A 4902-nucleotide genomic window follows, 5' to 3' on the forward strand; every position below is an offset into this window, starting at 1 on the left:
CTATTGCATTCCTGCACAATTTATTCTCATGATAAAAACGTCTTAACTTTCTCTCTACTTTTTCTGGGTAAGGTCAAATAGAGAATTTTACAAAAATCTATTTTTAACTTACAATCAATTATTACAATTTTAAACCTACAACTTATGTATAACAGACTTATAGTCAAATCTTTTTCAGTATTATGCATCTGTTTATTTGCTTTATACATAACACTGCCAAATTTCTTTGATAATAAGCTTTTTATTTCGAAAAAAAGAATAAACTTAGGCCTTGACCTGAAAGGAGGGGCATCTTTGCTTTTAAACATAGACTTAGACTTCTATTTTAAGGAAAAGCTAAGCATGCTAGCTAACGAAATAAAAGAGACATTGCTAACAAAAAATATTGAATCTAACGTACAAAATAGCGTTATAACTTTAAATAATATTGATGATTATAAAAAAGCATCTGTGTTGATTAATGCGATAAATCCAAATTTAGAGCTAAATAGAAAAGATTCTTCGATTCTCATTTCGTATAAACCCCATTATAAAAATTCTTTGATCAGTGAAGTAGCTGCAGAATCAATAAACAATGTCCAGCGCCGTTTGGACAAACTTGGCACAAAGGAAGTCAGCGTTCAAAAACAAGGGCAGAATAAAATATTAGTGCAGGTGCCTGGAGTAGAAGATACCAAGCAGATAAAATCTCTGCTTGGCAAAACTGCTAAGCTAGCTTTTCATTTGGCAAACACTAACATAGCCAAGGTGCAGGATATAGACCATGAAACCACTGTCATGCTCAAGGATTCTTTAGGTAATTCTTATCCAATATTCCGCAAAACTGAAATAGGTGGTGATTCGCTGGTTAACGCATCAGTTAGATTCGGCAATTTAGGTAAACCGACAGTGCATTTTAAATTTGACAGTATAGCGAGTAAAAGATTCGCGAAAATCACTAAAGAAAATGTAGGAAAGCCTTTTGCAATTGTTCTGGATAACACAGTTTTAACAGTACCTACAATACGTGAGCCAATTTTAAATGGAGAGGGAGAAATTAGCGGTAATTTCACTGAAAAACAAGCAAGCGAACTTGCAATACTTTTAAAATCTGGAGCACTGCCAGCACCACTTAAAATAATTGAAGAAAAAAACATTGGCCCAAGTCTTGGAGAAGAATCAATAAAGGCAGGGGAAATGGCAGCAACAATCTCTATTATAGCCGTGGCTTTATTTATAATCATCACTTACGGCAAATTAGGTGTATTGGCCTCTGTTGCACTTTTTTCTAATGTAGTTCTTATATTATCAATTCTCACTCTGCTTGAAGCAACTCTAACTTTACCTGGAATTGCCGGTATTGCACTCACTGTCGGTATGGCGGTGGATGCAAATGTTTTAATATTTGAGCGAATTCGTGAGGAAATAAAATCTGGCAAGAGAGTGGAACGTGCTATTGAAGAAGGGTTTAAAAACGCTATAAAGACAATACTGGATTCAAATATCACTACATTAATTGCTGCAGGAATAATGTTCATTATTGGCAGCGGAGCAATTAGAGGCTTTTCTGTCACTTTATCAATAGGAATTTTATGTTCGATGTTTTCTGCAATCACAGTCACAAAACTCCTGATAGAGTTGTGTATGAACCCGAAGGAACTAGCGCTTTGAATTAAGGATTTAGATCTCAGTCAACCACCTTCATTCCCACAACGTTATATCCTGAATCGACGTGCAAAATTTCTCCAGTAGTGCCACTACTTAAATCGCTTAATAAGTATAGCGCTGCCTTGCCAACATCCTCTATTGTAACATTGCGTCTGAGCGGAGAATTATTTCTATTCCATTCTGATATGAAGTGAAAATCGCTTATTCCAGAAGATGCTAAAGTTCTGATTGGACCAGCGGAAATTGCATTTACTCTGATATTTTGTGGCCCGAGATCACATGCTATATATTTTACACTTGCTTCAAGTGCTGCTTTACATAAACCCATAACGTTATAATTTGGCATAACTTTTTCAGCGCCATAATAAGATAAAGTAAGTAAACTACCACCATTTGACATCATTTTTTCAGCCCTTTGCACTAAAGCAGTAAAAGAATAGCACGATATATGCATTGCATTGAGGAAGTTATCCAGTGAAGTATTGACATATTTACCATCTAACTCATTTTTATCGGAGAATGCTATTGCATGCACCAAAAAGTCAAGAGTACCCCATTTTTTCTCTATTATTTCGAAAGCGTTATCTATGATTTTTTCATTTGAAACGTCGCAGTGTAATATTAGCTCCACATTTAGTTCATCTGCTATTGGTGATAGTTTTTCTTTTATTATTTCATTCTGGTAGGTGATTGCAAGTTCTGCTCCGTGCTCTGAGAGAGTTTTTGCTATACCGTATGCTATTGATCTCTTATTTATTATTCCGGTTATTAATCCCTTTTTGCCTTGTAATAGACTTGTCGTCATAGAACTATCTGTTTTTTTATAATTTGGAATATTAACTAGGTAAAGTCAAGATATCACTATGTTTTAAAATATTTTTTGCAGTAACTTGAAGTCTATAAACAGTAATCTTGATTCTTCTACAACAAAGCCATCCCATATGACATTTTACCTATACCCAATCAAGCATATTAATAAGTAAGTAAATCTTAATATAATCTTATTATACTTATAAATACGCTGTATAGAATGAAAGTATGGATGATTTCATAACTGCAAGAAGAAAAGATGATGCTGTGGTATCTGTTTGTCAGGATAATAAGAAAAAAAACGTGTTAATTTTAGGGCTCAATCAAGCCGCAAGGAATTTGTTAAAATACGAGGAAGGGAATTTACTTAATAAGCCGTTAATCAATATTTTAAGTGCAAGAGCAGCTGACGACATGAAGAATTATTTAGAGTATACCGAAAATGGGCACGATTTACTTGATATATTACCTAAAGTGATAGATTTTTCCTTAACTGATGCTAAAGGAGAAGATATCAGGACAAAAGTAAAAGTTTTCTGCACTGCACAATTTGCCAGTAATAAAATAAATTATGAGCTATTAATACGTGATATCAGTTTGTCCCATAAACTAGGAATCTTTAGAGATAAATATCTAATGGGTAAAAAATATAAAAACCATGACTTATTCGATATACCGGGCAATGAGTCCACTATTCTAGAGTTATACGTTATATTAAATTTTGCCTTTCAACATCAAATTAATGCAGCTATAGGAGTGATTGGCTTAAATAGTAGCTGTAGTGAGACAAATAATGCACTGAAAGTTATCATAGAACATTTTTATAAAAATTGCCGTAGTGATGATTTTCTAGGGTATATTGATGAGAATAAAGTGCTTTTTGTTTTGATTAACTGCGATGTAAAAAGTACATCTAAAATAATTAATCGTATACATTCTGCCATTAATAAGCAGTTATTAATGCAAAAATTACCAAGTGTATCAATAATTTATGGGAATATAGCTCAAAAACAGGCAGCAAAATCTACCAGCGGTGCCTTCTGAAAAGTTGTTTTTTATTTATATTGAGTTTAAACTTAAATTTTTATAAAGATTTAAGTTTATTTATGAAGTTAAAGTACTACCTGGTAGCACTGCTTTCATCATTGTTTTTGCAGAATAGTGCTAGCTCTAAAACAATTTTGGATAAGGAAATATTTTATGCAGAACTAGACGGAAAAATAGATTTGAGATTCGGCTACGCCTTCAACAGAGATTCTTTCAATGCTAAGCCTAAGGATAAAACTTCAAGTTATTCATACTTGCGCTTTCTTTATTTACAGCAAGTTTATCCAAATACTCAAATGGGGGTTAATGTTAAGGCAGGGGTTTCTGGTATTGCAAACCTAAAAGCGTTAGACATAGAAAAGTTAGACATGGAGGAATGGTATTTTATCATAAAAAACCAGGAACTTGGATCAATTGAATATGGTAAAAGAAGTTTAGTTAGTCAGAGCATGTTAATTAACACTTCAAAAATTTATGCAGCTGCTGGAGGAGTAAATGGTCATTGGACAAACTATGCAAATTTGCGCGGTGATCATAAAAAGGATGGTGACCCTGGATATGATCAAGACAAGGTGTTCTGGGTCAAGCCCAATATTTATAGCGATTATAATGAACTCGAACTAGGGTTAAAACAATCATCAATTAACTACATCTCCCCTGAAATCTATAACTTTCAACTCGGATTCAGTTATGTTCCAGGAAAAAATAACTTACAGTACAGCAATTTAATTGCTGCTGGCCTTTCCTATAAAAACAGCTTGTCAGATGATATAGGTTTTACTACTGCCTTAACTGGTGAATTTGCAAGAGAAAATTTAACTGATTGCTCAGATTGGACTTCTAAAAATTATGAATGCCGCAATCAATTACTACACTGGAATTTTGGTTTGAAGCTAAAATTGTTCGATCTTGATTGCATTTTTTCGTATGGTAATGGTGGTAAATCTGGTGAGAAGCGTAATCCTGAAACAAATAATACGTATTATATGAATGCAGGTATCGCTTACCGTTCTGATTCTTACAAATCGAGCTTAACATATTTTAGTAGTGGTAGGGATATTGCAGGCGAAGGTACAAACGAGTTAACATCATATGCTTTAAGTCTTGAAAATTCTCTTTTTTTAGGTACTTCATACTATTTCGATATTGTAAAGTTTAGTACAAAAGAGCCTAAAATAGAAAATAACAACTCTGGTTATGTGTTCTTGGCTGGACTGAAATTAAGTTTTTAATATTGCCTCCTTCCAACACTCTTTTCTGTCATCCAAGGTAACCGTTCACACTTAATTTTTCAATCTCACTCATGGAGAGGCCAGTAAACTGACCTTACCCAGAAAAAGTGGAGAGAAAGAAAAGAGTTTTTTTGGGTAAAATAAAATTTTGGAGGATTAGAAATGG

5 protein-coding genes are annotated in these 4902 nt (G+C 33.6%); 3 read left to right on the forward strand and 2 right to left on the reverse strand.

Features of this window, described 5'->3' with window-relative positions:
• Nucleotides 1–26 precede the first annotated feature (26 nt).
• Nucleotides 27–308 (reverse strand): hypothetical protein, encoded by a 282-nt coding sequence (locus tag WOCAOBSORBRA_RS06355; RefSeq protein WP_039964338.1) that lies wholly within the window; start codon nucleotides 306–308, stop codon nucleotides 27–29.
• On the opposite strand from WOCAOBSORBRA_RS06355, the gene secD reads away from it, so the two are divergent.
• A complete protein-coding gene (gene secD / locus WOCAOBSORBRA_RS05430) occupies nucleotides 208–1650 on the forward strand; it encodes a protein translocase subunit SecD (RefSeq protein WP_458693999.1) in 1443 nt (480 codons plus the stop codon). The two genes, WOCAOBSORBRA_RS06355 and secD, sit on opposite strands and share 101 nt — an antisense overlap.
• Before the next feature lie 16 nt (nucleotides 1651–1666).
• Here secD and WOCAOBSORBRA_RS05435 read toward each other — a convergent pair whose 3' ends face one another.
• On the reverse strand, nucleotides 1667–2452 hold the full coding sequence (locus WOCAOBSORBRA_RS05435) for an enoyl-ACP reductase FabI (RefSeq protein ID WP_155968976.1): 786 nt from the start codon (nucleotides 2450–2452) through the stop codon (nucleotides 1667–1669).
• Nucleotides 2453–2685: 233 nt separating this feature from the next.
• On the opposite strand from WOCAOBSORBRA_RS05435, the gene WOCAOBSORBRA_RS05440 reads away from it, so the two are divergent.
• Nucleotides 2686–3501, forward strand: coding sequence for a hypothetical protein (locus tag WOCAOBSORBRA_RS05440; protein WP_174516096.1), 816 nt, complete (start codon nucleotides 2686–2688; stop codon nucleotides 3499–3501).
• 62 nt (nucleotides 3502–3563) lie between these two features.
• Entirely contained in the window at nucleotides 3564–4736 is a 1173-nt protein-coding gene (locus WOCAOBSORBRA_RS05445) for a porin (protein ID WP_174516097.1), read from the forward strand.
• The last annotated feature ends 166 nt before the right edge of the window (nucleotides 4737–4902 follow it).

Origin of the sequence: Wolbachia endosymbiont of Cardiocondyla obscurior (assembly GCF_902713635.1) — a bacterium.
Classification (GTDB): domain Bacteria; phylum Pseudomonadota; class Alphaproteobacteria; order Rickettsiales; family Anaplasmataceae; genus Wolbachia; species Wolbachia pipientis.